Source organism: Burkholderia sp. Ac-20392 (assembly GCF_017104585.1).
GTDB classification, from domain to species: domain Bacteria; phylum Pseudomonadota; class Gammaproteobacteria; order Burkholderiales; family Burkholderiaceae; genus Burkholderia; species Burkholderia lata.
Map to the genome: position 1 here is coordinate 1 of NZ_JAAGPB010000025.1, position 26,070 is coordinate 26,070.

Genomic DNA, 26,070 nt, shown 5'->3' on the forward strand with positions numbered 1-26,070 from the left:
TGTGGCTGCCCGCCCGCGCCGAACGCGCCCGTGTGCCATCATCCGCGCCACATGCGGCGCGCTGGGCGCCGTGGCGCGCGTATGCCGCACTGCACGTGTGGCGCCTTCATGGAGATGTGTTGCGATGACTCCCGCTCACCTGATTCCGAGCCCGCTGGGCGACATCGCCGTGCGCATCGAGGACGATGCGCTGACGGGCCTCTACTTCGTCGGCCAGAAATACTTCCCGTCGGTTGCGATCGTGACCGAAGCGGACGCGCTCGCGATGTCGCCGCTTGCGCGCAAGGTCGCGGAAGAAGTCGCCGAGTACTTCACCGGCATGCGCGAGACGTTCTCGGTGCCGATCCACTTGCGCGGCACCGCGTTTCAGCGACGGGTATGGAAGGAACTGCTCGCGATTCCGTTCGGCGAACTCGTGACGTACGGCGACATCACCGAGCGCGTCGGGCTGCCGATGAGCGGCGCGCGCGCCGTGGGCGGTGCGGTCGGCCGGAACCCGGTGTCGATCATGGTGCCGTGCCATCGCGTGGTCGGTGCGTCGGGCAGCCTGACCGGCTATGCGGGCGGCATCGACCGCAAGCGCGCGCTGCTGTCGCTCGAAGGCGCGGGGTTCGAGCGCGGCGCCCACCATCCGGTGCAGCAGGCGCTCGCGTTCTGAGTCGAGGTGTACCGCCGCGTCAGGCGTTCAGCACGGGCCGGCGCGCTTCACGCTTCGCATACGCGCCGGGCGTCACCTGGAATTTCGCCTGGAACAGCGCGATGAATGACGACGTCGAGTCGTAGCCCAGTTGCGCGGCCACCGCGCCGATCGGCTCGCCCGCGTCGAGCAGCGGCAGCGACGCAAGCAGCCGCACCGCCTGCCGCCATTCGGTGAACGACAGCCCCGTGTCCTGCCGGAACAGCCGCGACAGCGTGCGACGCGTCGCACCGACCTGATGGCCCCATTCGTCGAGATTGCGCGTATCGCCCGGATACGCATGCAACGCCCGCGCGATTTTCAGCAGACGCGGATCGCGCGGCAGCGGCACCGTCAGCGGCGCCTGCCGCATGCGTGCGATCCGGTCGGCGATCAGGCAGACGAGCGCACCATCCGGCCCTGTCTCGTCGTAGTTCACCGGCAATTCGGCCGTGGCGAGCACCAGCTCGCGCAGCAGCGGCGTCATGCAGAGGATCGCGCAATCGTCGTGCACGTCGTCGCGCGCGATCGCGGCATCGAGATACAGGCTGTGGAACGCGACGCAATCGCGCGTCGACACCGCATGCGGCACGTGCGGCGGGATCCACATCGCATAGTGCGGCGGCAGCAGGTGCCGGCCCGACGGCGTCGACACCTCGAGCACCCCGCTCGTCGCATACATCAGCTGCGCCCACGGATGACTGTGCGCGTCGATGCTCACATTGCCGGGAATCCCGAACGCGCGCACGTACAGCGGCCTCGGCAGGCGCGCCATCGGCGGCACTGCGTAAGGGTCAGCCGATTGTCCCGCCAGCAACATAAGACGTCCTCCGAAGGTCATTGCACGAACGAGCGCGATGCTACCGTGGCGGCTCTTCTTTCACACGGCTTCCGTTCATGAGCGCTCATACCCGCACCACCCGCAAGACCGTCACCACGATCCGTTCGACCAAGGGCATCGGCAGCCTCGTGTCGCTGACCGCGTATTCCGCGCCGATGGCGAAGCTGGTCGACGAGGTGGCCGACGTGATCATCGTCGGCGACTCCGTCGGCATGGTGCTGTACGGGATGCCCGATACGCTGCGCGTCACGCTCGACATGATGATTGCACACGGTGCGGCCGTCGTGCGCGGCGCCGCGCAGGCATGCGTCGTCGTCGACCTGCCGTTCTCGACGTACCAGGAATCGCCCGCGCAGGCGTATCGCTCCGCCGCGCGCCTGCTCGCCGAAACCGGCGCGCAGGGCGTGAAGCTAGAAGGCGGTAGCGAGATGGGCGACACGATCCGCTTCCTGACCGAGCGCGGCATCCCGGTGATGGCGCACGTCGGCCTCATGCCGCAGCAGGCCAACGCGACGGGCGGCTTCCGCGCGCAGGGGATGGACCCGCGTTCGGCCGCGCAGGTGTTCGACGCCGCGTGTTCGGCTGAACAGGCCGGCGCGTTCAGCGTCGTCATCGAAGGCACGGCCGAAGCGCTCGCGCGCCATATCACCGAAACGCTGACGATCCCGACGATCGGCATCGGCGCATCGCCCGCGTGCGACGGACAGGTGCTCGTGACCGAGGACATGATCGGCGCATTCGATGCGTACACGCCGCGCTTCGTGAAGCGTTATGCCGATGCGAATGCGGTGATGCGCGACGCGATCCGCCAGTACGCACATGACGTGCGCCAACGTGTGTTCCCCGAACCCGCGCATTGCTTCGGGTATGGCAAGCCGCTGCAACTGGTGGGCGCGGCTGACGCTGACGCCGCTGCTGCTGCCTGACGGCATTACGCGCGCTTGCGCATCGCGTGGGTGACCCGCGCGTTCGCTTCGAATTTCGCGCGATGCGTCGAGAAGAACGTCCGCACGTTGCGGACGTTCGATGCGCCGGTGAACAGCCGCCGCGCGAATTCGTCGTATTCGGCGACGTCGGCCAGATCCGCCACCACCACGAAATCGGGCCCCGGCGACACGCGATAACACTGCGTAACGGCCGGCTCCGCGCACACGTACGCTTCGAACGCGTCGTAGTCTTCCGCCGTCTGTCGGTCGAGGCTAATCTCGATCAACGCGGTGACGGCCGTGCCGATCGCCACTGGATCGAGCACGGCGACCTGCCGGCGGATCACGCCGGCTTCCGTCAGCCGCCGCACGCGGCGCATGCAGGTGGGCGGCGACGACAGCGCGCGCTCGGCCAGTTGCAGGTTCGACACCGACGCGTCGTCCTGCAGGATCGCGAGGATGCGCAGGTCGAGATCGTCGAGGGTGATGCCGGCCATCGGCGGCTCCTTTCGGTCAGGACGTGAAATTTAATTTCAACATGATAGCTGATCCATCATTCGTTTCATTTGTTGTCGTATTTTGAAATTTAATTCCATATCACTCGCCCTACCATCGCTCTCACTGATCCAGACAGGACATTTACGGAGCGCGATATGTGTGGAATTGTCGGGGCGGTCGCCCAGCGGGACATCCTGCCGAACCTGGTCGACGGCCTGAAGCGGCTCGAATACCGCGGCTACGATTCGTGCGGCGTCGTGGTCTACCGCGACCGGGCGCTGGCGCGCGCCCGCAGCGTCGATCGTGTCGCCAACCTGCAGCGCGAGATCGCCGAACAGGCGCTGTCGGGCTACACCGGCATTGCGCATACGCGCTGGGCCACGCATGGCGCACCCGTCACGCTCAACGCCCATCCGCACTTCTCGCCGAGCGACGCCAATGCGCGCATCGCGCTGTCGCATAACGGGATCATCGAGAACTGCGATCAGCTGCGTGCGGAATTGCAGGCGCATGGCTATGTGTTCGCGAGCCAGACTGATAGTGAGGCGATCGCGCACCTGATCGACCATCTTTACGACGGTGATCTGTTCGATGCGGTACGGGGTGCGGTCGCGCGACTGCGCGGCAGCTATGCGATCGCGGTGATGTGCCGCGACGAGCCGCACCGGATCGTCGGTGCGCGCGACGGGATGCCGCTCGTTGTCGGGGTCGGCGAAGGCGAGAATTTTCTGGCATCGGATGCGATTGCTTTGTCGGGGATCACGGATCGCATCGCGTACCTCGAGAACGGTGATGTTGCCGATATCCAGTTGCATCGCTACTGGATCGTCGATGCGGCCGGCCAGCGCGTCGAGCGTGCAGTGCAGCGGGTCGCCGCGCATAGCGGTGCGGCCGATCTCGGGTCGTATCGCTACTACATGCAGAAGGAGATCTTCGAGCAGCCGCAGGCGGTGGCCGATACGTTGCTCGATGTGTCTTCGATCATGCCGGAGTTGTTTGGTGATGGCGCGTGGCGCGTGTTCAATGATGTCGATTCGGTGCTGTTGCTCGCGTGTGGCGGCAGTTATCACGCGGCGCTTACGGCGAAGTACTGGATCGAGAGCATCGCGAAGCTGCCGGCCAGCGTGGAAATTGCGAGCGAGTTTCGGTATCGCGACAGTGTGCCGAATCCGCGTACGCTCGTTGTCGCGGTGTCGCAGAGCGGCGAGACGGCTGATGTGCTGGGTGCCGTGCATGTCGCCAAGCGGGTTGGAATGATGCACACGCTCGCGATCTGCAACGTCGCGACGAGTGCGTTGATGCGGGAATGTGCGCTGCAATTCGTCACGCGCGCGGGCATCGAGATCGGGGTGGCCTCGACGAAGGCTTTTACGACGCAGCTCGTTGCGTTGTTTCTGCTGACGCTGTCGCTTGCGCAGGTGCGTGGGCGGTTAAGCGACGACGAGGAGAAGGAGCATCTGCGTGCGCTAAGGCATCTGCCGGATGCGATGTCGAAGGTGCTCGCGCTCGAGCCGCAGATCATGGCTTGGTCGGAACTGCTCGCACGACGCGACAACATGCTGTTTCTCGGGCGCGGGATGCACTATCCGATCGCGCTGGAAGGCGCGCTGAAGATGAAGGAGATTTCGTATATTCATGCAGAGGCTTATCCGGCGGGGGAGCTGAAGCATGGGCCGCTTGCGCTGGTGAGTAACGAGATGCCGGTGATTGCGGTTGCGCCGAACGACATGCTGCTCGAAAAGCTCCGGTCGAACATGCATGAGGTCAGTGCGCGGAATGGCAAGCTTTTTGTGTTCGCGGACGTGGACTGCGGGTTGGTGCCGAGTGAAGGAATCGAGGTGATTCGGTTGAACGAGTACTACGGGCCGCTTTCGCCGATTCTGCATACGGTGCCGATGCAACTGTTGGCGTATCACGCTGCATTGGCGCGGGGGACGGATATTGATAAACCGCGGAATCTGGCTAAGTCGGTGACGGTGGAGTGAGGGTCTCCGAATCAGTGATTCGGGTCGGGCATGACAACGCGCAGCGCGAGAAGTCTTCCGGAATGACTTGCCCGCATCGCAGCCGGGCAACGGTCAGGCTGACGTCGCCCTGTTTCCGCAGCAGCACAATCCGGCCTGACGTGGCGGCACCGCCGTGTGCCGCGGCGTCACCTGCGACCATGCTCCCGCCGATACTCCGCCCGAGTCTTCCCCGCCAGCGTGCGGATATCGCGCGCCCAGTGAGCCTGATCGAGATACCCGAGAGGCCATGAGCCAGTTCCGCGAGATCGACCTGCTCGCCGCCGGCGAGCCGGTCGGTGGCCTCATGCAATCGGTATCGACAGATCACCCGCTTCGGCATCACGCCCACATCGCTGGAAAAACGCTGCCGCAGCGTGCGCTCGCTCAACCCCGCACGCTTGAATGTTCCGTTGCGGCGCCTCTTTACCGGCCAAAGACTCGCGCAAGAAACCCTCTACTTCGACAGACTCAGCTTCTTCAACAACACCGCACCGTTCGCCTGACTCACGAGCGAAATGGATTCGATATCCAGGTACAACCTCGAAGTCCTCGTCGTGATGTCGGTCGGCTCGTCGTTGCTCGGCTCGGCGTGCTCGATGTGTTCGGTCAGGTACGGCCGGACCAGACGCCCGGAAAGAGCGAACGCGAACCCGCCATGCGTTTGCGCGTACGCAGCGGGTGACAGCCTCACGCGGCCGCGCACGGTGGACTTCCTGCCTTTTCCGGGATCGAGTTCGATGATGTCGATCTGCTGGATATAGCCTTTTGCCTTCGCCTCGGGTGCGATCACGAGCCCTCGCCCTCGCGGCCCGGTAATGACCTTTCTGAGCAGGATGCCTGTCCGGCCTTCGCCGTCGGCGTCGACCAGGTCGACGTTCACCTTCAACAGATGCTTCTGCGACTGATATCGCAGCCCGTACGTCACCGGCACCAGGAAAGTTACCTCACGATCCAGGTTGACCGCGGCCAGGTCGGCGTTCTGGCCATGCTTGTCGGCCACGCCGGGGATCAGGCTGCGGACGCGATCGCTCAGGGACGGGGACGCGCCTTTGACGTGCAGTTTCTCCAGTGCTTCCCGAATCGCAACCGGATCGTCGCCGACAATCGGCCGCGCGAGCGACGTGTTGGCCGAAACGGCAGGCGCGACGCTCGCCGTTTCGTTGACATGGTCGGCCGCTGCACGCGTCGCGACTGGGGCCAGCATGATCGCCACGGCGACGACGCACGCGACATTCAGACGGCCCAACATGGATCTCCGTTGAAACACGACAAACTCCTGGCTTTCTGGCGGATCGATCGACTATGAGATCGGCAGGATCAAACGATCGGTAACGTACCCACCGTTCGGGTTCACCGATCGCCTGCGCGACACATCATAGGTTCATTGTCAGGTCGGCGGCAGGCCGGCGCGCCACACTATCGTATTGCCCAGACTACAACAATCCACGACAAGCGAGCAGCGGCGCGACGGGCGGGGGCCGTGACATCCAGTTGCCCGTCGCGAAACCGCAACCTCACGCCTGCCGATCCTCCCGCCTGTATTCCGCCTGCGCCTTCCCCACCAGCTTGCGGAAATCGCGCGTGAAATGCGCCTGATCGACATACCCGAGCGCATGAGCCCACTCCGCGAGATCGACCGGTTCGCCGCCGATCGAACACCCGATTCACGCACGGATACACGCCGTCGGGCTCTATGCATTGACGGGTGCTCGGCGCGGCGAGGAAATCTCCGGGCGGTCGAACGCGTCGCTCAAGCGTTCTGGCTACCAGATGACACTGGCACTTTGGTTTTGAAGGCTACGTCTCGGAAACATGTCGAGGAAGTCGTATGTGAACGCTCGTTAGCTTGGCTGGCAGTGAGAAACGTTCAAGCGCAGGAGCGACAGGTCGCACTGCCATCGCCTAACAACCGCTCCCCGACGCCTTCTCGGACGCAACTGACCCATCCCGCACGAAATGATGCTCCACCCTCGTGCGCAGTACACCATCGAGCGCGGCAAGTCGTTCACGCAGCCGCACCGCTTGCCCTTCCGTCATTTCGCCGAGAACGATCTTTTGCTCGAGAACGTCACCACAGCGGGTGATGGCCCAGCGATCAACCGTAGCAGTTTCACCTTCGAGCACAGCCGCCGCGGTCGAGACGATGCCTGGATTCCGTCTCGAGACGAGATGAACCGTATGCGTCAGCGTGAAACCGGGAAGGAAGTGCGACCAGTCTTCACAGACTGCGGGGCGGGAAGCGGAGGAAATTTGGCTCATGGTTGCTCCGGATGATTGGTTATCGAACCGGTGCCAGCCATGCTGCTCCCGTTTCGTTGCCGTAAATCGGCCGCATCGCCTCAGAGGCGTCCACCTTGCCCGGGAGGGCAGGTTGGCGTCGGAGAATCCGACTCTGGATGCTTGACTTCACACGTTCGACATTCCGAACGTTGGTTCATTATATCGGAAAATTGGTGGTGGGCAAGAAGTGCCGGGAGAGCAGCACTTCGGGCGGATAGTGTCGCCGATCCGGCGCACACACTAGACGGAGCCCGTGGACGGGCAAATTTGCGAGCGGACGGCAGATGCTAGCGGACTGGAATGATGCAATAAAGGAAGATGAGAAATAGCCCGATGTACCAGTACGGCGCGACATCACTGCCGATTGGGGGGCGCTGCTCATGATTGGAGGGCGGCTATGAACCAGTGCGCCCTCCTTTCTGAGGATCGATTCGTTCGAACATCAGCGTGAATCTCAACCCGCCTTGAACACCAAAATCCTGACACCCCACACACCCGGCCCCCAATCCTCACTCGCAACAAATTATTAAATCCCCCATCAATTAAATAAAATTGAAATTACGAAAACCATTAAAATTAACCCACAAACAACCAAACAATAATACGCATCATGATAGTGATATTCCACGAATCCGCTGATATAACTCCAGAGCATACGAGTCAGTCATACCAGAAATGAAATCAGTTACGTGAACCACGCGAGTGTACGCATCCCAATCACAAAGTACGTTTACATCAATCGGCATCAATCGAAGCAATGTTTTCGATCGAACGTTACTCATGCTGCCTCTGATGGCGAAATCATCGACTGCCGCCACAAACGCCGACAACAATCCCGATATGACCTCAAAACCGCAGGCCTCAATCTCCACAACCGCTCGCGAGTTGTACACTCTATCACGAGCGAGACGCTTGAACGCCTCAAACTGGGTTACGTGTAAAATATGCTTAGACAATTCATCATCGAAACTCCCTGTCAATATATCAGCCAACTTCTCCCGGAATACCACGACAAATTCGTTAATCAACCTCCCGACTGTCTTGGCACGATAAAACTCCGCCCGACGATGCTTGTCAGTAATACGGTCTGCACGCACATCAGTTTCAGCATCACGCCAAGGCTCGTGTAGGGCACGCAACTCGTCGAACGACAGTGCGCCTGCACGAAACCCATCCTCAATGTCCATCACGTGATAGCAAATATCATCGGCTGCCTCCACAAGAAATGCCAACGGATGCCGATACCACGCAAGTGCTCCGCCAGGCTTACGAATAAGCCCCACATCTGATGCAACCTCCTCGAAGAGGTCCCGCTCGGACTGCATAAATCCAAATTTTTTCCCACTGATTCCAGCATGCCCTTTGTCAACTATCGATTCTCGAGGGTATTTCGTAAAACTGGCTAATACTGCATGCGTCAACTGCATACCACCACGCTCATCCGGGTTCTGGACCCGAGCTATTGTTCGAAACCCTTGAGCATTACCTTCAAACTTCAACAGATCCATTTCCTGACGACTTAGAAGATTCCAACGAGTCTTGAATCTACCACCTTGATCCGTAGCGGCAAACCACTCCTGAATAGCCGACTCGCCAGCATGACCGAACGGTGGGTTACCGATATCATGGGCCAAGCACGCAGCAGACACGATAGCCCCAACGGAATGTGGATCTACCAAACCTACAGTTGAAGAGTCTTCTTTGTTGATTGCCTCGCCGGCCAGGAAACCCAACGACCGTCCTACTGACGCAACCTCTAGACTGTGAGTTAGGCGAGTACGGACATAGTCGCTTTTGGCTAAAGGAAAAACTTGCGTCTTATCTTGAAGACGTCGAAAAGCCGAGCAAAAAATTAGCCGATCGTAGTCTCTGACAAATTTGCTTCTAACATCAGGCGCTTCTACCGCACTGCCCTCCGCACCAAGCCGACGTGCAGATAACAACTTCCTCCAATCCATACCTTGCGACATATACGCCCCGTCAATGACCAGATTGTTAAAGACATATGCTCGATTACTCGAGCTCGGATTTCTCAATGCTCTTTCGCCGCCCACAATTGTGCCATGGAAAATTCACTCGTCCATCCCTCCCACTGCCCCCCCCGGGTCAGCTCGTATCTGCGGCGAGAAACTCACTTCTCGGCATTTGGCACGCGGTAAGTTCGGGCTCCCAGAGCCTCTTTGGTTCGTGGATCTGCAAACGCTCACTCATTGCAAATCATCTCCTCATCGTGACATTGCATGACATTTTCGCACCAACCACAGCAACGTCAGAGCTTCATTTTTAATTCAACAGACCGCCAAAAAATGAAGAATTAGGGTTAACCGCAGGCGCACAACCTCCATCCGAAAGTGCCTCCTGCTATTTCCAACAGGTTTTTGAGAGGATACGAATGCACCCAAACCACCAATTGACGAAATCAAAAATTCAGACAAGAATCATCCCTCGCAAATTTTCATATCGAGCCGCACCACGGTACCGCATCATCACGATACAACCTGTTTTACATTATTATGTGAGCACTTTTTCGCAAAAAGAGATTCGCTTGCACAACGATCACACATCGGGGGAAGTATGTCAGGAAGCAACAGAAGTTCGGACAGTTGGCGGCCAGAGCCAATGGCACCTGTAAACGAATCCAAGCAAGGGGTTGGCAATGGGGATAGCGGTGGTGGCAGCGACCCATGCGTCATTACTGAAATAGCCGCGCTGAACTCACCGAATCCAGCGATCTTGTCGACATTACGCGTCGGTGCAGTGCTTAGTGTGGAGCTCGAGATGGGTCCACCCCCTCGGCTCCTTGCCAAGGACAGTGCGAACAATACTGCAGGTTCCATCACGTCGCGCTCGATGCTTCAGATTATGGAATGCATCCAGAAAGGAAGGGCTTACGTCGCCGAGGTCCTTAGCGTGAGCGGAGGATCGTGTCAGGTACGCGTGAGGCTAGCATGAGCCTCTCAGAAATCGCAGTGGTCGGCGGCGTCTATCATGAAAAATGCATCTGGCCAGACTGGGACCAGATAGTCGGATCAGGCGGCCGGGCTGCCATTGCACTTCGCAGTCACGTAGACAAAGTAACTTTGCATACGTACGCAGCAGATGAAGTCAAATCTGTGTTCGAACGAACAGCTCGTTTTTACGACTTCGACGTCAAAACTACATCTGCGAAATCCGGTATATCATTCGAATACGTCCATTGCATGTCAACGCCTGTTATCACCCCGACGTTGGCTCGTATTCCATCGCATGTGCCAATCCTAGTAACGGCAGACGTAGTTCTACGTTTCGGAATGCTAGAAGGTTCAGGGCTCGTAGATGCAAAATGGTGCGTTTATGACCCACAATCTGCGTTTTGCCCGGAACCATTTTGGGACAACGGCAGCAAAGCTCAGCATCTCGCAATCGTCGCCAACCGGAGCGAAATTATTGCAATGGCTGGTATAGCGGATGTTTTCGCCGCAGCTCAATCGCTCATCAACAAGGGGGCCGAAGTCGTAGTGGTGAAGTCTGGTCCAGTGGGTGCCTTTGTTTATACCGCTTCCGGTTCATCCTCGCAGGTACCCGCATACCAAAGCTCGCGTGTTTGGACTATCGGTTCAGGCGATGTTTTTGCAGCCATCTTCGCTGCCCAATGGGCAGTACATCATAAGAGTCCAGAGTACGCGGCCAATATCGCATCGCTCGCAGTTTCCCAGTACGCTGAAATGATGGCACTACCGGTGTCAACTCCGGATGTCTTGGCAAAACAACCTCGTCCTCCTGCGACGACGGTCCCAGGGCGGGTCTATTTGGCAAGCCCCTTCTTTACACTTGGCCAGCGCTGGCTTGTTGATGAAGCAAGGCGTTCACTAGAAGAGCTAGGACTCTGTGTGTTCTCCCCGGTTCACGAAGTTGGCCACGGACCGGCGCACGAAGTCGGTCCGAAGGACATTGAGGCTCTCGAATCTTGCGATCGTGTATTCGCAATCGTCGATGGACTTGATGCGGGAACTATCTTCGAGGTCGGTTACGCACGTGCAAAAAATCTGCCGGTCTATGCTCTCGCACAAGCAGTCAGCGAAGAGGACCTAAAGATGGCTACTGGCACCGAGTGCTGCATCTACTACGACTTCGTAACCGCCCTTCATCACACTGCGTGGAAAACATGAGAACGGCCCTTCTTCTGTCCGGCGGGATGGACTCGATTGCGATTGCCTACTGGAAGCGCCCTGATGTGGGGATTACTGTAGCTTATGGCCAGCGTGCTGCAGAGGCCGAAGTTCGAGCAGCTGCAGCGGTATGCGCAGCCTTAGGCATGGAGCATCATGTAATTAATGTTGACTTGAGCGCCCTAGGCAGTGGCGACATGGCGGGTCGGGCCCCTGCCACTCTTGCCCCAGTGCCAGAGTGGTGGCCATTTCGCAACCAAATGCTGGCTACACTGGCTGCAATGAAGGCCGTCTCCCTCAACATCAACAAACTTCTAATTGGATCGCTAAGAACGGACGGTGTCCACGCCGACGGCAAACCCGAATTCATCGCTGCGATGAGTGCCGCTCTGAGTTGCCAAGAAGGTAATATCACGCTCGAAGCACCCGCTATCCATCTCAGCGGACCAGAACTCATTCAAGTATCGGAGATTCCGCTGGATCTACTTGCATGGGCTCATTCTTGCCACGTATCAAGCGAAGCATGCGGAATGTGCCGTGGCTGCAGAAAGCATTACGAAACATTGGAGGATTTGGGTCTTGATCCGTATTGATGACCCGCAACCGCTAGGCGATGGTCCGTGCTCGGACTACGCCTGGCCGGTCGAATCGAGCGCACGATTCGAATCATTCAAGGCCCCAATTCAGAGACCCTTCGTTGACGTTTTTGAGCAAAGACGCTCGACACGCGAACTAGAATCTGCTCCCGTGGACTTGGTCGTCGGTGCCCTTTTGTACGCTCTAATACCGCGATTTCTCCAAGAAAGCGAAGCGCTGCGCCGTAGTCGACGGCCGACCTTGTCAGCGGGCGCGCTACATCCAATCTCGGTGTTGCTATTCGACGATTCGCGCGTCTATCGTGTCAACGCTGAAAATAGTCTGCTCGAGACGCTGACCTTCCCAAAGGAAATATGCAACATTTGGACAGCGAAATGTCGTGTGATCCTGCCGAATGCAAACGGAATGTTCCTCGCGCTCGTAGCAGATTTGGCTCGTCCTCGCAGCGCATATACGAACTGTGAAACGCTAGTGTGGCGTGACGCCGGAGCCTTGCTCCAGACACTAGCTCTCGTCGCCGAATTATTCGGTTTGGGTTTTTGCCCTCTTGGTATTCTCGGGGGCGAAATCACCTCATCGCTTCCCTCAAGTGACCAACTCCTTGCGGTCGGTGCCGCTGCAATCGGATGGTCATCCAACAGTAGCCAAGCCTACTGAGATTCGCTGCATTCTTAACGGCAGCGTATCGGTCAATGAATATTCACACCTTCATCGGAGAACAACTCAAATTGCTCCGATTGTGCACGCGACCTCCGCATGATGGCCGACAGGCGTCGCATGTGATCCCACATCAAGCCGTCGAGTGTTGCTGCGGATACCCCAATTGCGCGAGCAAATGTAACGAAGCGATCCTCCAGTTGCCGATAGTGTGTACTCGGCTGCCAGTGCTCCGGGAATAGACCAAGATGGTGACCGACGCGCAGGATGTGAATATCAAGAATAGCCACTTCACTTTCGGGGCGAAGATTACGGACGATCCACGATGCGGTCTTCAAACCGATACCTGGTAGCTCACTTAAGCGGTCTCTGAGCGAGATGCTATCTGCTGGCGGTACGAAACCATCCAATCGGGCAAGACAAACACTAAGATAGCGGGCCTTCTGCTTAATGAAACGATACTTGCGCTCACGGCCTTGATAAACGAACGGCTCACTCAACACATTCTCAAGCTCCTGGGCGGTCGTTCCTGCGTGCAATAGCTCCCTGTCGCGAATACGCGCGTAGGCCGCGAGCGCCAATTCGGCTGGCATCCCCCAGCCGCCGAGAAGGCACGCCGCTACCTCCTCCTCGAGCGAACGGCCAAGGCGAAAATCGCAAAAGCTACCTGATTCGGTATGTTGCCAAGCTTGGCCACGCCAATATGCAGGCGTCATCAGTTCGTCAACGGCTCCCCAAGGAATACCGGGAAGAACTTCGTCATCAACGGGAGGTAGGGTCAATTCGCGGTCTTCACCCGCGATGTGTGCATACATAATTTGCATCGGGACCGGTGCGTATCTGGTAGTTTTCCGTTCGCAGTCGCGGAGGTACCCGCGAGGCGTCGCATCATACATCAGTCCAAACTTCCACTCGATAGCTAGGCGGTTGCATCCGAGTATAGGAAAAAAAAATCTGAACTCGTGAGTTTATTTTGACACCTCGCGCAGTACCTACACTCTTACCTCTCCAGCATTTGTCAGACGCCCACTCGTATGCCACGCACGACCAACGCGGACGTATCCACGGGAGATCCAATCCGGTGCAACTGGACGGCTAGCGGACCATGGCAGGCGTGCGCCCGCCCCGTCAAAACACCGTATGCAACCCCACCCGCGCCACCGTCTGGCTCGCGGAACTCGACGCCCCGTTCGGATCGAGCACACCATTGACCTGCGCATTCGCGCCGTTGTTCGCGCGCTGGTAGTCCGCCGACACATACACCATCGTCCGCTTCGAGAACAGGTACTGAAGCGCCACGCTGACCTGGTGAGCGTGGTTGTCGTTCACCGCTTCGTTGCCCTTCATGTACATGTACTTCGCACCCAGCACGACATCCGGCCTGACGTGCCACAGCCCGCCCGCTTCGGCCATCCACACCCCGGCATCGTTGAACGAGTTGTGCACGGTGGTCATCAGCGCATTCGCGGTCACGACGCCGAAGTCGTAATGCATCCCGACGCCCCAGTTGCGAACGCTGGTGGACGGCACGCCGGCCGCGGGGCCGTACTTCTCGTTCGTGTAGGCCGCGCCCACCCCGAACGGCCCCATCTCATAGTTCACCCCGGCGCTGACCGCATTGTCCGCGCCGACCGAACCGGCCACCCCGCCGAACGCATACATCGCGCCGCCGGAAAAGCCCGACACCGTCGGCGAACTGTACTTGACGGCATTCGCGATCGGCTTGCTGCCTGCCGTGCGATCCCAATCGAATGCACCGGTCGGATTGTCCGGAAGCGCGAGACGCTGGAACGGGCCATTGCGAAAGCCGTACAGCCCCGAGATATCCCGTGAAATCGCGTTGTTCCTTGAAAACAGCGAATCCACCATGAAGTCGTACTGATTGCCCAGCGTGATGCTGCCGAACCGGTTGCTTTCAAGGCCCACATACGCGTTGCGCCCGAAAATCCCGGTCCCGATGATGCTGCCGTTCGCCATCGAGAACTGGTTCACGAGCGCGAAGATCGCGCGATATCCGCCGCCGAGATCTTCCGTGCCGCGAAAGCCGAAGAGGTTGGGCGCGAATATGCCGTCGTCGAACTTGACGTTCTTTCCGCCGCCCTCGTTGCTCACATAAGAGACGCCGGCGTCGATCAAACCGAACATCGTCACGCTGCTCTGCGCCCATGCGCCCTGCGCCACGGCGAGAATCGCCACTGCTCCAAACCTGAGTTTCATTGTGTCTCCGTCTTTTTTATGAAAAAGCGAGGCCAACACCTGCTACGTGGCCGGTGCTCGCTCGGTACTGCACAAGGGATCGCCATCATTCAGGCGCCGATAACCGGGCGCCTCAAATTTGATTAGCTTTACTGATTGCAAAATACGATATACGTCACATTAAACGGCACTGCCTGCACTTCATCAAAGCACGCGTATCAAGCGCCTCGATAGACGACCCACGCGGCGGCATCCACCTCGACAGCCACGGCCTCCAGCGCCGATCCCGAGCAAGGCCCGTCGATACACACGCCATCGTCGAACCGGAACAGCGCGCTGTGATGGGCGCACATCAATACCTGCGACCGGTAACAGGAAACACTACCCGGTACGAAATCGAGCGGCACCGAGAAGTGCGGGCAACGATTCACATAAGCCCACACGTGCTCGCCCCGTCGCACGACGATCACGGGACGTCCGATACAGGCTTCATCGACGACCCGCGCACCGCCGTCGGGCACATCGGAAAAGTGGCAGAGTTGTCGTGCGTCCATGCTTCACACTCGCTGCTCGGGGTTGCCGAGGCTCCAGTCCCACGGACGCACTTCCACGTGCGAGAACAGCCCTTCCTTCACATACGGATCGTTGCCGACGAACTGCATCACCGCATGAATGTCGTCTGCTTCCACGACGAGCAGGGTGCCGTTCATCGCATCGCCGTGCGGGTCCAGCGTCGGGCCACCGAGCCGCACCACCACGCCGTGCTGGTCGGCCGAGCGCAGGTAAGTCCGGTGAATCGGCCGCACGCGATCGCGCACGTCGCGCATGCCCGGCTGGTCCGTCGCAAACACCGCAAAGAATCGCGCCATGACGGTCAGCTCCGATCGAGGACGAACGCATGAAGATGCCGCACGGGGCTCTGCAACAGCACGCGTAAGCACGGGCTCGGCGTGCCGTCGACGCTGGCGACGACCGGCTCGGTCAGCCTGGCGTCGCCGTCGTGGTGATCGTGGCTCATGTCTTTCTCCGTTGGCGCATCCGCCCGCTCATTGCGGCGCGCGCCCTTCCCATGCGCGCTGAAGTAGCGCGCGAATCGCCGCGCGTTCGATTGGCCGCGGATTCGCATACGGGTTGCGGCACGCGAGGTCGGCGGCTTCGTCGAGCCCGGCCTCCGGCATCCCGAGATCGGCGAGCGCCGGCGCGATGCCGAGCCGTGCATTCAGCGCGAACAGCAGCGGGCCGGCTTCGGCTGCGTCGCTTCCGCCCAGCGCACGCGCCACGCGGCGCAGCGCATCGGGCGCGGCAGCGTGGTTGTAGTGCGCGGTATGCGGCAGCATCACCGCATGCGTCTGCGCGTGCGGCAGGTTGAAGGTGCCGCCGAGCGTGTGGCACAGCTTGTGGTGCAGTGCCATGCCGACTGCACCCAGGCAGGTTCCCGCAAGCCACGCACCGTACAACGCACGGCTGCGCGCGTCGCGGTTCCCCGGATCGCGCACGACCACGGGCAGCGCTTCACCGAGCGCGCGAATCGATTCTTCCGCCATCAGGCTGATCACCGGGTTCGCGTCTTCCGCGTAGAGCGCCTCGACGGCGTGCGCCATCGCATTGATGCCCGATGCCGCGGAAATGTCCGGCGGCAGCGACAACGTCAGCGACGGGTCGTAGAGCACCGTCCGCGGCAGCACGCGCGCGTCGCGCCCGGTGCGCTTCAGCCGGCCTTCCGTGAGCCCGAAGATCGGCGTCATCTCCGAGCCGGCATACGTCGTCGGCACGGCCAGGATCGGCAGCACCGATTCGAGCGCAATCGCCTTGCCCAGCCCGATCGTCGACCCGCCGCCGATCGCGACGCAGCAGTCCGCGTCCAGCGCACCGGCCATCTCGCGCGCCGCGTGCGCGACCTCGATCGGCACATGCATGACCGCCTGCGCGCAGATGCCGGCGGCACGCTCGCCCAGGATCGCCTCCACGCGCTCGGCGAGCGGCCGCTGCTCGGGCGTGGACAGGATCAGCGCACGGCGGGCGCCGAGCGTCGACAGCTCGTCCGGCAGCCTGTCGAGCGCGCCCCATTCGAACACCACGCGGGAAGGGGTGCCCTGATAGACGAAGCGATCCATGGCGAACCTCAGCGCTTGAAGTGCGGCGGCACGTTGCCGTCGACGTTGACCCACACCGACCGCGCCTCGGTGTAGTCGTGCATCGCCTCGAAGCCCATCTCGCGGCCGTAGCCCGACTGGCCGACGCCGCCGAACGGGCTGCCCGGATTGACGCGCTTGTAGCAGTTGATCCAGCACATGCCCGCGTTGATCCGCGACGCCATCTTGTGTGCGCGCGAGAGATCCTTCGTCCAGAGGCCGCTGCCCAGCCCGTATTCGGTTGCGTTGGCAATGGCCAGCGCTTCGTCGTCGCTGCCGAAGCGCAGCACCGTGACGAACGGGCCGAACACTTCTTCCTGCGCGACGCGGTCGGCCGCGCTCTTTGCCTCGATGACCGTCGGGCGCACGTAGTAGCCGTTGGCGAGCGCCGGATCTAGCGGCGCGCTGCCGCCGGTGAGCACACGGCCGCCCTGCTCGCGCGCGACGTCGACGAACGACAGCACGCGATCGAGGTGCTGCTTCGACGTGAGCGGCCCCATCTCGGTGTTCGCATCGAGCGGGTTGCCGATGCGGATCGACGACGCGAGCGCCACGAAGCGCTCGAGGAACGCATCAGCGATACGTTCATGCAGCACGAGACGCGAGCCGGCGATGCACGCCTGCCCCTGGTTGTGGAAGATCGCCCACGCGGCGCCGTTGATGGCCGCGTCCAGGTCGGCATCGTCGAACACGATGTTGGCGCCCTTGCCGCCCAGTTCGAGCTGCACGCGCTTCAGGTTGCCCTGCGACGCTTCGACGATCCGGCGGCCGGTGGCCGTCGATCCCGTGAACGCGATCTTGCCGACGCCCGGATGTTCGGCGAGCCGCTGGCCGGCCGTATGCCCGTAACCGGGGACGATATTGACGACGCCGGCCGGAAACCCGACCTCGGCCATCAGCTCGACGATGCGCAGCGTCGACAGCGGCGTGATCTCCGACGGCTTGAGTACCACCGTGTTGCCGGCCGCGAGCGCCGGGCCCATCTTCCAGCTCGTGAACATCAGCGGAAAATTCCACGGCACGATCTGGCCGACGACGCCGATCGGCGCGCGCTGCACGTAGTTCAGGAAGCCGGTTTCGACCGGAATCACCGAGCCTTGCAGCTTGTCGGCCATGCCGCCGAAGTAGCGGAAGCAAGCGGCCGTGCGCGGCACGTCGAGCGCGCGCGAATCGCGGATCGGGTGGCCGGTGTCCAGCGATTCGAGCTGTGCCAGCTCCTCCGCGTTGGCCTCGATCGCGTCGGCGAGGCGCAGCAGCAACCGGCCGCGTTCGGCGGCCGGCAGCGCCGACCATTTGGGGAACGCGCGCGTTGCGGCTTCGACGGCCAGGTCGACGTCCGCCGCGGTGGCGGCCGCGATCTTCGTGATGACGGAGCCGTCGTGCGGATTCAGCACGTCGATCGTGCCGCGGTCGACGGCGTCAACGAAACGCCCGTCGATGAAGAGTTGGGTTTGCATGAATCGTCCTCGGTGTATGGCTTGAAGCGGAAACTGAAGCGCCGCTCAGAACGCGATCGGATACGGCGCGAGCTCGCCGCTCTCGTAGCGCTGCGGCAGGTTGGGCGTCGCGTTCTCCCAGACCAGCAGCATCGACCGCTTCGTGGAATAGCCCTGATGCCGGATGTCGGCGGGCATCGCGCAGATGTCGCCCGCGCGCATCGTCACGCGTGCGCGCGGCGCGCCGGTGTTCTTGTCGCCGATGTCCCACACGATTTCGTCGGACAGTTGCAGGAACCATTCGACGCGGTCGTTGCCATGGAACACCGGCAGGATGAATTCCTCGGTGGTCGGGCAGAACAGGCTGCGCCCGCACACCGACGTGACCGACGGATTCCACGTCACGTCCGAGCGCGACAGGTACTTGAACAGGTTGAACGCGTGCAGCTCGCCTTCGAAGCCCGGTTCGACATGCACTTCCGGTTCGTCCTGCGCGACGTCGAGGAACGCGCGGTTGACCGGCAGGTCGTCGCGCAGCGGCGAATCGCCTTCGAGGCCCGGCATGCGGCGCGTCGCGATCCGCGTCCGCTCGATCGCCGAGCCGTTGTCGCCGTGCTTGCGTCCGAACGCCGTACCGGTTTCCTCGGGCGCCGCGAACGGATCGAAGCCTTCGTTCGTCCAGTCGTGCAGCATCGCCTTGAAGGTCGCCATGATCGTGGGCGTTTCGAAGGTCTCGGTGTAGTCGACCCCGGCGTCCTTCAGGATGCCGTTGAAGGTGCCCGCATACATGTCCACCTTGCCGTAGTGATTGCGTGTGCCGAACACGTGGTCGAAGTTCACCCAGCCGTAGAAGAAGCCCCACGCCACGTCGCGCATCATCGCGCGCAGGAACGCGTCAGCCGGCATCGCATGCGTGCGGGTCTGGCCTTTCGCGGGCCAGCAGATCTTCACGAAATATTCGTCGCGCTGGAATTCGAATGCGCCGAGCTGGAAGCGGCGGTAGCCGGTGACGGCATCGGCTTCGGTCGAGCGCACCAGATCGGCGGCAAAACCTGCGGACGTGTCGAGGGTGTCGAGAGTGGCCATAACGTGTCTCCTGGAATAGTCGAATGAGGTCGGACGAATCAGTGCAGGCAGATGTCGGCCCACTTCTCCACCGACAACTCGCCCAGGATGGTCTGCACGAGCGCGACGCCCGGCTGGCTCGCGGTGAAGCGGTATGCACAACCGGCCGGCAGCAGCGCCTGATGGCCTTGGCGCAATACGACGTAGCCCATCTTGCGGCCGGCCGGCTGGGCGCCGGCGCTCACGGTGCCGCGCGTCGATGTCGACGGCGTATCGAGCTTGATGAATTCGATCCGGACTTCGCCATCCATCTGGATCACGAACTCGTCGTGCGAGCAGGCGAACCACGGCGACTGGCCGTCGGTCCGCAGCACTTCGATCACGTATTCGAGGTTCTTGCCGGCGACGACCTTTTCGTAAGGGGCCGACTTCGATGCGACCTCGAAGACATTCGAGAACGCGTAGTGTTGAGCGCTGCCGCTCGTGATTTCGATCTCGCCCTTCCGGTAATGGTCGAGCGAGCCAAAGACGGTGTGGAATGCCGTGTCGGTCATTTCTGTCTCCTGAGTTGAACCGCTTGTTGGATTCAACTCTAGGGGCTAGGGACCATCGCAACAAGGCACGGGACGGCGACTACGGCATTTGCGTTTCGCGAATAATCCGCGCGGTTCAACGCACCCAGCCACGCTCCAGAAGCGGACGATCCCACGGCGATTCGTCGCCGATGGTTTCCGCGAGGAATTCGACCAGCGCCTTCACCTTCAACGCCTGTCGCTGCGTTGCGGGATAAACCGCGGCAAAGCTCAACGGCGCGAGCTGGAAGTCGGTGAGGATGGGCACCAGCCGGCCGGCGACGAGGGCCTCGCTCGCGACGAGCGTGGGCAGGCACACGACGCCGCCGCCGGACAACGCGTACTCGCGCAGCAGGTGCACGGAGTTCGAGCGGATCATGCCCGGCAGCTCCATTTCGACGACCTCGTCGCCGCGCGTCATCGTCCAGCGGTTGCGCGACGGATAGCCTGAATAGAGCGCCGTGGTGTGCTGCAGCAGGTCGCGCGGATGTTGTGGCGCACCATGCGCGTCGAGGTAGGCAGGCGACGCGCAGAAGAGGCGCCTGACGGTGAACAGCCGCCGCTCGATCAGCGACTCGGAGATCGGCGGGAAAATCTGGAACGCGATGTCGAACCCTTCTTCGACAGGGTCCACGACACGGTCATTGACGATGACGTCGAGCTGGATGCCCGGGTAGCGCCGGTTGAATTCCATCAGCGGCGCGCCGAAGTGATCGAGCGCGAAGCCGGGCAGCATCTGGATGCGCAGCCGCCCGGTGGGGGTCGCGCGAAGCTCGCGCATCTGGTCGGTCAGCTCGTTGACGCGCCCCACCACCTCCGCGCACTCGCGATAGAACGCTTCGCCCACTTCCGACAGGCGCACGTGGCGCGTGCTGCGATGGAACAGCGGCGCGTTGACGAACTTCTCGAGCTGCTGGATGCGGTTCGTCACGACCGAGCTGGTCACGCCGAGCTGCCGCGCCGCCTCGGCGAAGCTGCTCGCCTCCGCCACCCTGACGAATGCCTCGATGCTCAGAAACCGGTCCATACCGCGCCCTTTTTCGACAGCGAAACCGGCAGTCTACCTTTGCTGATAACGGGCTGTGTCATGCGGAAGGCGTCACTCTGTCACCCAATCGATGTCAATCGCCGAAAGCACCCGGCCCCGCATGCACTACCGTGCCCGCGCGGGCCTTACCGCGATTGCTCGCCCGCCGCGAGTTCCGGCTGCACGGCCATGCGACGCTGCAGCACGGCCGGCGCGGTTTCCTTCAGCAGCAGGCTGACCACGATGCCCAGCATGACCGCGCACATCGGCAGCCACAGAATGTTCTGGATGCCAAAGTGTGCGGCGACGTAGCCGCCCATCGCCGGCGCGATGCCGCCGCCGAAGATCTCGCCGACACCGACCACCACGCCGATCGACGTCGACACGAGCCCGATCGGCGCGGCCTCGGTCGCCACCGGGCCGGACAGCAGCGACACCAGCCCGAGCGTGAAGAACGACGCGACGAACAGGACCCCGAACAGCGCGACCGGCTGCGGGCCGAGGCCGCGGAAGATGTAGAGCATCACGGCCGTTCCCGCGAAGCCGACGATGCTCGCGAGGCGACGGCCGACCAGGTCGGACTGGCCCGGCAACCCGAACTGCCCGAGAAAACCGCCGAAGCCGATCGCCGACACGACGAGGCCCATCTTCTGCGTGCCGAGCGCCAGGTAGTCGGTCAGGTACAGCGGCAGCAGCGCGCCGAGCACGAACACACCGGTCATTGCACAGCACAGGGCCGCCATCGCCACGAGGATGTTGCGGCTCTTGAGCACATGGCCGAGCGACGCCGGCGCATGCTCCGACGCGACGGCCTTCGTGACCTTCGGCTCACGGATGACGAAGAACATGATCGCGCCGAGGATCAGGCCGGGAACGGCAACCAGCGCAAAGACCCAGCGCCACGAAACGAAGCCGAGCAGTTGCGTCGCGATGATCGGCGACAGCGCGAGCCCGAACAGCGCGAAGCCGCTTTGCTGCAGGCCGAGGTTCAGCCCGCGCCGCCGCGGATGCGATGCGTCGGCCGTCGCGGCAAAGCTTGTCGGGCAGAACGAGCCTTCGGCGACACCCATCAGGCCGCGAATCGCCATCAGCCCGAGCAGCCCGCCCGCGAGCCCCGAGAAGCCCGACAGCAGCGAGAACGCGAGGATGGCCGGAATCAGCACCTTCCGGCGGCCGATCTTGTCGGAGATGCCGCCCATCAGCGCCGCGAAAATGCCCCACGACAGGCCGAGCACGCCGATGCAGTTGCCGACGTCCTGCGCGTTCAGGTTGAGGTCCTTCATGATCGAAGGGAACAGCGGCGCGATCAGCCAGCGATCGAGGCCGACCAGCCCGAAGCCGAGCGCCAGCAGCGTGACCGCCTTCCACTCGTATGAGGTATCCCACTCGTTTGCTTTCATGTCCGTCTCCGTGGACACAGGTTCGCCTGCGCGCGCCGCAGCGCCTGCGCATGAGCCAGGTCCGATGGTTTTTGTGTGCGATGCGAATCGCGAGGAAGTGCCGGCTGGCGTTCGGTTCGACGCGTCGAGTTCAATCAGCCGACGTCACCACGATAGGTGCACGGCCGCCAATCGGGTATGGAACAACCGACGAACGCGCCATTCGCGAAACGCAAATAATCGCGGGCGGTGCCCGAACAGGGCGACGGGTAAGCGCGGAGCGAACGGGCGCGGCGTCGAACTGACGCTCGCTCATGCATCACGGGGGAATTCCCTCATGGACATCTGCGCATCCACGCAAGACGCCATCCCGGCCATGCCTGCAAAAGATCAGGCAAACCCTTCGCGAACCATGCAAGGAGAATCCGCCCGCCGGGTAGCAGGCAGCGAAGAAAACAGGGGCAAACCGATATGCACCGGACGAGCACCTGCGCAATCCTGCCCACATCCCTTTCCGACACCACAATGCGCCGCGGCTCGTCCAGACATGGGATGAATCTCATTCTTTACATATTCCATTCAATTTATTTCGACGAAAATAATTATCTCCCCATCGATAAATAGACAAATTCTCATCAAAAACATTTACACCAATTACCAAGCACAAATCCCCCTCCTCCCGAGAATAATGTCACATACAGTCTCACCCAAATCAAAAAATTATCTCTAAATATAAAACCATTTCACACGGAAGATAAGTTTGATAGCCTTCACCGCGAATTTTCCAGAAGCTTCTTTTTATTTACCTTAAGCCTCAATTCAAACCAGTCCGAATTGATAAAGAAAATAATGAGATTGCGGTGATGTCGATAGAAAGTACATTCCGAAATTTTGCGTCCGGTCTGATCGGCAGCAACAAGCGGCCGGTCGATCTCTATTTCGGGGCGGCCCAACGCGCGGTCGGCCATCTCCTGGCGCTCCATCACGCCGATATTCGCGAAGGGTTGATATCGGGGATTGACGGGCAACTGACCTGCGTGTCCACCCACGCGCATCTAGCGCCAGCGCTGTTTCTCGGTCTGCCCGTATCGGTCCGGCTGACGACCGATCGGGGCGGCATACGGACGATCAATGCGATCGTGTGCGGCGTGCGGGCCGGCCAATCCGACGGTGAACTGACCGTGTATCAATTGCACGTGTGCGACGCCCTGTCGCTGATGGACCGCCGCACGAACGCCCGCATGTTCCGATCGTGCAGCGTGATCGACATTCTGACGACGCTGATGAACGAGTGGAAACACCGCAGCCCGGCACTCGCGCAGGCCTTCGATTTCGACCTGTCGGGATTGCAAGCCGAACGCTATCCGGTGCGCGAACTGACACGGCAAGTCAACGAGTCCGACGCGCGCTTTGTCCGGCGTCTGTTGCGTCGGGAAGGCATCACGGTATTTGCGAAGGCGGGACCGAACGGAGGGGCGAGCGGCACGAGTGACGAACGACCGCTGCACACGCTCCTGTTTTGCGACGACCCATATCGTCTGACGGAAGCGCCGGCCGGCACCCTCCGCGTCCATCCGCGCGACACCGGAGTCGAACAACGCGACACGGTGACGCTCTTCGCACCCTGCCAAAGTCTGTCGTCCGGCAAAGTCAGCCGTCCATCGTGGGATCACAAGAAAGCTCGTGCAGACGAATCCACGACCGTCACCGGCATCGATCAGGGCGAGTCGGGGAACGACCTTGCGCACCTGCTGACCGACGTCGCGATCGACATTCCACACGTCGGCGATTCCTGGAGTGATCACGATCGCATCACGCGTGACCGGATGCTCGCGCATCAGTTCGAAGCCGTACGCCATGAAGGCACCAGCAGCGTGCGCGACATGCCGGTCGGTCACTGGTTCACGTTGACCGGCGACCCCGAGCTGGACATGACGCCCGCCGATCATCGCCAGTTTGTCGTCACGTCGGTTCGGCACGATATCTGGAACAACCTGCCGACGACCCTGGCTGGTCGCGTGGACGGGCTATTCGCGGCAAGCCGTCACTTGATGCAAGTCGTTCCGCGGGCGCCAGCCGATACATCGGAACGAACGGACACGCGCTATGAGAACAGTTTCACGTGCGTGCGACGCGGCGTGCCGCTCAAGCCTTCCTACGATCCGAAAATCGATGTGCCGCCGGTCCACCTGCTCACCGGCACGATCGTCGGCACACCGGGAGAGGAAGTGTTTTGCGATGAGGCCGGCCGCGTGCGGGTGCAGATTCACGGCTACGACCCGGTCGATCACGCCCACGCGGAAGGCGCCGGAACGACCGGCCTGGCCGGCGACAGTGCGCCGATTCGCGTCGGAGCAAGTCTGGCGGGGAAATACTTCGGCGCGCTGTTCCTGCCCCGGGTCGGTATGGAGGTCTTGCTGGGCAGCCTGTCGGGCGATCCGGACCGTCTGGTGATCATCGGAATCCTGAGCAATGGCGCGAACCCGCCCGCGACCTTCAGCGATACCGGCTCGCTACCCGGCAACCGTTACTTGTCCGGGATCAAGACCAAGGAAATCAAGGGCCATCGGTACAACCAGCTTCGTCTGGACGATACGCCGTCGCAAATTTCGGCGCAGTTGGCGAGCGAACACGCGCACACCCAATTGAATCTCGGCTATCTGACGCAGCCCCGTAACGATGGACACGGGAACGACCGGGGCGAAGGCGCGGAACTGCGCACCGACGCCGCCGCGGCGTTGCGCGCCGCCCAGGGCATGCTGTTGACGACCTATGCGCGGTCGCACGCGACCGGCGGTCAGCTCGATCGCGATGAGCTGATTCACTTGCTCGACCAATGCACGGAGCTGTTCAAGTCGCTCGGCGATCATGCCGGCCAGCATGGCGGGCGAGCCGCCGACACGGCCGGCCAGGACAACCTCGCCAGCGCATTCCGTCACTGGAAACCCGGCGGTTCGGAATCCTGTGCCACGGGTGACGCATCCGCGTTCATGGCGTTCGGCGCGCAAGCGGGGTCGCTGAACGTCACGCCGAAAACGCACGTGATGTATGCGGGCGAGAACATCGATCAGATTGCGCAACAACACATGCAGATCACGAGCGGCGAGCGGATCAATCTGCATGCCGGGCATGGCGTCGCGATGTTCGCGCACAGCAACGGCGTATCGGCGATCGCGAATCAGGGGAAAGTGGCCATTCAATCGCAGAACGACGACACGCAAATCGAGTCCGGCAAAAACATCCGGTTGACTGCCGCCGACGGCAAGCTTGCCGGCACGGCAAGCGACGAAGTCGTATTCGTCACGTCCGGCGGCGCGTATCTCAGGCTGCATGGCGGCGATATCGAACTGGGATGCCCCGGCACCTTCACGGTGAAATCGGGCGGCCATGCATGGGATGGCCCCGCAAGCATGAGCGTCGACTTGCCGACATTCGATCAACGTCCGCTCGGCCGCGTCCCGAAGCTGATCCGCCCAACGGACGGTCACGCGGCACCGGGGTTCGAAGGACAGATTCGAAAGGCATCGGGAACGCTGTCGGATTTGACGACCGACATGGCCGGGGAACTGCCGGAGGTCGATACCGACCGGTTCGAGAGGCTGGCGGTTCAGTTCACCAAGAAGAATGTTTGACG

General features: G+C 61.4%; 23 protein-coding genes, 1 pseudogene and 1 riboswitch. Of the genes and pseudogenes, 6 read left to right on the forward strand and 18 right to left on the reverse strand.

The genetic code is table 11. The features are described from left to right. The first annotated feature begins 124 nt into the window (after positions 1-124). On the forward strand, positions 125-658 hold the full coding sequence (locus G3N99_RS05970) for a methylated-DNA--[protein]-cysteine S-methyltransferase (RefSeq protein WP_174940009.1): 534 nt from the start codon (positions 125-127) through the stop codon (positions 656-658). 19 nt (positions 659-677) lie between these two features. Here G3N99_RS05970 and G3N99_RS05975 read toward each other — a convergent pair whose 3' ends face one another. Further along, positions 678-1,496: a helix-turn-helix transcriptional regulator gene (locus G3N99_RS05975; protein ID WP_174981515.1), complete on the reverse strand. Its 819-nt coding sequence runs from the start codon at positions 1,494-1,496 to the stop codon at positions 678-680. A 77-nt stretch (positions 1,497-1,573) separates the two neighbouring features. On the opposite strand from G3N99_RS05975, the gene panB reads away from it, so the two are divergent. Beyond that, positions 1,574-2,443, forward strand: a complete 870-nt coding sequence (gene panB, locus G3N99_RS05980) for a 3-methyl-2-oxobutanoate hydroxymethyltransferase (protein WP_206121893.1) — start codon at positions 1,574-1,576, stop codon at positions 2,441-2,443. A gap of 5 nt (positions 2,444-2,448) precedes the next feature. On the opposite strand, the gene G3N99_RS05985 is transcribed toward panB, so the two are convergent. Continuing rightward, positions 2,449-2,940 carry an Lrp/AsnC family transcriptional regulator gene (locus tag G3N99_RS05985; RefSeq protein ID WP_021160045.1) on the reverse strand — a complete coding sequence of 164 codons (492 nt, stop codon included), beginning with the start codon at positions 2,938-2,940 and terminating at the stop codon, positions 2,449-2,451. 156 nt (positions 2,941-3,096) lie between these two features. On the opposite strand from G3N99_RS05985, the gene glmS reads away from it, so the two are divergent. Further along, a complete protein-coding gene (gene glmS, locus G3N99_RS05990; RefSeq protein ID WP_174981509.1) occupies positions 3,097-4,926 on the forward strand; it encodes a glutamine--fructose-6-phosphate transaminase (isomerizing) in 1,830 nt (609 codons plus the stop codon). Here the strand turns inward: glmS and G3N99_RS41790 are convergent. The 5 genes and pseudogenes from G3N99_RS41790 to G3N99_RS06010 form a co-directional block, all read right to left on the reverse strand. After that, positions 4,904-5,335, reverse strand: coding sequence for a helix-turn-helix domain-containing protein (locus G3N99_RS41790; RefSeq protein ID WP_241011496.1), 432 nt, complete (start codon positions 5,333-5,335; stop codon positions 4,904-4,906). The two genes, glmS and G3N99_RS41790, sit on opposite strands and share 23 nt — an antisense overlap. 66 nt (positions 5,336-5,401) lie before the next feature. Continuing rightward, a complete protein-coding gene (locus G3N99_RS06000) occupies positions 5,402-6,214 on the reverse strand; it encodes a hypothetical protein (RefSeq protein WP_206121894.1) in 813 nt (270 codons plus the stop codon). 247 nt (positions 6,215-6,461) lie between these two features. Further along, positions 6,462-6,596 (reverse strand): annotated as a pseudogene (locus G3N99_RS41795) (AraC family transcriptional regulator); the annotation flags it as partial. A gap of 253 nt (positions 6,597-6,849) precedes the next feature. Further along, a complete protein-coding gene (locus G3N99_RS06005; RefSeq protein WP_206121895.1) occupies positions 6,850-7,206 on the reverse strand; it encodes a hypothetical protein in 357 nt (118 codons plus the stop codon). Between the two features lie 42 nt (positions 7,207-7,248). Beyond that, positions 7,249-7,352: riboswitch (SAM-I-IV-variant riboswitch) on the reverse strand. A 483-nt stretch (positions 7,353-7,835) separates the two neighbouring features. Further along, positions 7,836-9,197 carry a deoxyguanosinetriphosphate triphosphohydrolase gene (locus G3N99_RS06010; protein WP_206121896.1) on the reverse strand — a complete coding sequence of 454 codons (1,362 nt, stop codon included), beginning with the start codon at positions 9,195-9,197 and terminating at the stop codon, positions 7,836-7,838. A 978-nt stretch (positions 9,198-10,175) separates the two neighbouring features. On the opposite strand from G3N99_RS06010, the gene G3N99_RS06015 reads away from it, so the two are divergent. Further along, a complete protein-coding gene (locus G3N99_RS06015) occupies positions 10,176-11,375 on the forward strand; it encodes a PfkB family carbohydrate kinase (RefSeq protein WP_206121897.1) in 1,200 nt (399 codons plus the stop codon). Then, complete coding sequence (locus G3N99_RS06020; RefSeq protein ID WP_206121898.1) at positions 11,372-11,968, forward strand: 7-cyano-7-deazaguanine synthase; 597 nt, start codon at positions 11,372-11,374, stop codon at positions 11,966-11,968. Before G3N99_RS06015 ends, G3N99_RS06020 begins: the two co-directional genes overlap by 4 nt. A 693-nt stretch (positions 11,969-12,661) precedes the next feature. On the opposite strand, the gene G3N99_RS06025 is transcribed toward G3N99_RS06020, so the two are convergent. The 11 genes from G3N99_RS06025 to G3N99_RS06075 all read right to left on the reverse strand — a co-directional run bounded on the left by G3N99_RS06025 (position 12,662) and on the right by G3N99_RS06075 (position 22,457). Further along, positions 12,662-13,453: a hypothetical protein gene (locus tag G3N99_RS06025; RefSeq protein ID WP_206121899.1), complete on the reverse strand. Its 792-nt coding sequence runs from the start codon at positions 13,451-13,453 to the stop codon at positions 12,662-12,664. 304 nt (positions 13,454-13,757) lie between these two features. After that, positions 13,758-14,846, reverse strand: coding sequence for a porin (locus G3N99_RS06030; RefSeq protein ID WP_206121900.1), 1,089 nt, complete (start codon positions 14,844-14,846; stop codon positions 13,758-13,760). A gap of 197 nt (positions 14,847-15,043) precedes the next feature. After that, positions 15,044-15,379, reverse strand: coding sequence for a Rieske (2Fe-2S) protein (locus G3N99_RS06035; protein ID WP_011356326.1), 336 nt, complete (start codon positions 15,377-15,379; stop codon positions 15,044-15,046). 3 nt (positions 15,380-15,382) lie between these two features. After that, positions 15,383-15,694: a YciI family protein gene (locus G3N99_RS06040; protein WP_166955054.1), complete on the reverse strand. Its 312-nt coding sequence runs from the start codon at positions 15,692-15,694 to the stop codon at positions 15,383-15,385. Between the two features lie 5 nt (positions 15,695-15,699). Then, the gene (locus G3N99_RS06045; protein WP_241011498.1) at positions 15,700-15,843 is read right to left on the reverse strand and encodes a hypothetical protein; all 144 of its coding nucleotides are present in this window, start codon (positions 15,841-15,843) and stop codon (positions 15,700-15,702) included. A 28-nt stretch (positions 15,844-15,871) separates the two neighbouring features. Beyond that, positions 15,872-16,939 carry a maleylacetate reductase gene (locus G3N99_RS06050; RefSeq protein WP_206121901.1) on the reverse strand — a complete coding sequence of 356 codons (1,068 nt, stop codon included), beginning with the start codon at positions 16,937-16,939 and terminating at the stop codon, positions 15,872-15,874. 8 nt (positions 16,940-16,947) lie between these two features. Continuing rightward, positions 16,948-18,414 (reverse strand): aldehyde dehydrogenase family protein, encoded by a 1,467-nt coding sequence (locus tag G3N99_RS06055; RefSeq protein WP_206121902.1) that lies wholly within the window; start codon positions 18,412-18,414, stop codon positions 16,948-16,950. A gap of 45 nt (positions 18,415-18,459) precedes the next feature. Further along, positions 18,460-19,479 carry a hydroxyquinol 1,2-dioxygenase gene (locus G3N99_RS06060; RefSeq protein ID WP_174938038.1) on the reverse strand — a complete coding sequence of 340 codons (1,020 nt, stop codon included), beginning with the start codon at positions 19,477-19,479 and terminating at the stop codon, positions 18,460-18,462. A gap of 38 nt (positions 19,480-19,517) precedes the next feature. Then, positions 19,518-20,012: a hydroxyquinol 1,2-dioxygenase gene (locus tag G3N99_RS06065; protein ID WP_206121903.1), complete on the reverse strand. Its 495-nt coding sequence runs from the start codon at positions 20,010-20,012 to the stop codon at positions 19,518-19,520. 115 nt (positions 20,013-20,127) lie between these two features. Beyond that, on the reverse strand, positions 20,128-21,057 hold the full coding sequence (locus G3N99_RS06070; protein WP_039354094.1) for a LysR family transcriptional regulator: 930 nt from the start codon (positions 21,055-21,057) through the stop codon (positions 20,128-20,130). 146 nt (positions 21,058-21,203) lie between these two features. Beyond that, positions 21,204-22,457, reverse strand: a complete 1,254-nt coding sequence (locus G3N99_RS06075) for an MFS transporter (protein ID WP_206121904.1) — start codon at positions 22,455-22,457, stop codon at positions 21,204-21,206. Between the two features lie 842 nt (positions 22,458-23,299). On the opposite strand from G3N99_RS06075, the gene G3N99_RS06080 reads away from it, so the two are divergent. Next, positions 23,300-26,068, forward strand: a complete 2,769-nt coding sequence (locus tag G3N99_RS06080; RefSeq protein WP_206121913.1) for a type VI secretion system Vgr family protein — start codon at positions 23,300-23,302, stop codon at positions 26,066-26,068. Positions 26,069-26,070 lie beyond the last annotated feature (2 nt).